Raw genomic sequence first — 278 nt, forward strand, 5'->3', positions numbered from 1 at the left:
CTCGCCGCCGGGATGGACCCGCGACTCCAGCAATTGCATGACCTCAGCGATATAGGCGGGAAGCGGCATCGCGCGCGTATCGCTCGCCTGTTGCGAGCCGGTGAGTTCGGTCCGCACATAGGGCGGTGCGAGCTCCAGCACTTCGACGGGGATCTTGCGAAGCTGACGCCGCAGCGACTGAAGCCAGGAGTGCAGGAACGTCTTGCTGGCACAGTAGGCCGGGAAGTCAGCGCGGGCACGAAGGCGAGGTTCGAGCTGGTCGCCATGATCGTCGCGTT

At 65.1% G+C, this 278-nt stretch carries 1 protein-coding gene; it reads right to left on the reverse strand.

Annotated features, from left to right (window positions below):
• The coding region (locus tag AC0L3S_RS39330) for an SDR family NAD(P)-dependent oxidoreductase (RefSeq protein WP_473285342.1) at nucleotides 1–278 on the reverse strand (278 nt) is incomplete at both ends.

It is taken from the genome of Bradyrhizobium sp. Ken01, assembly GCF_055807355.1.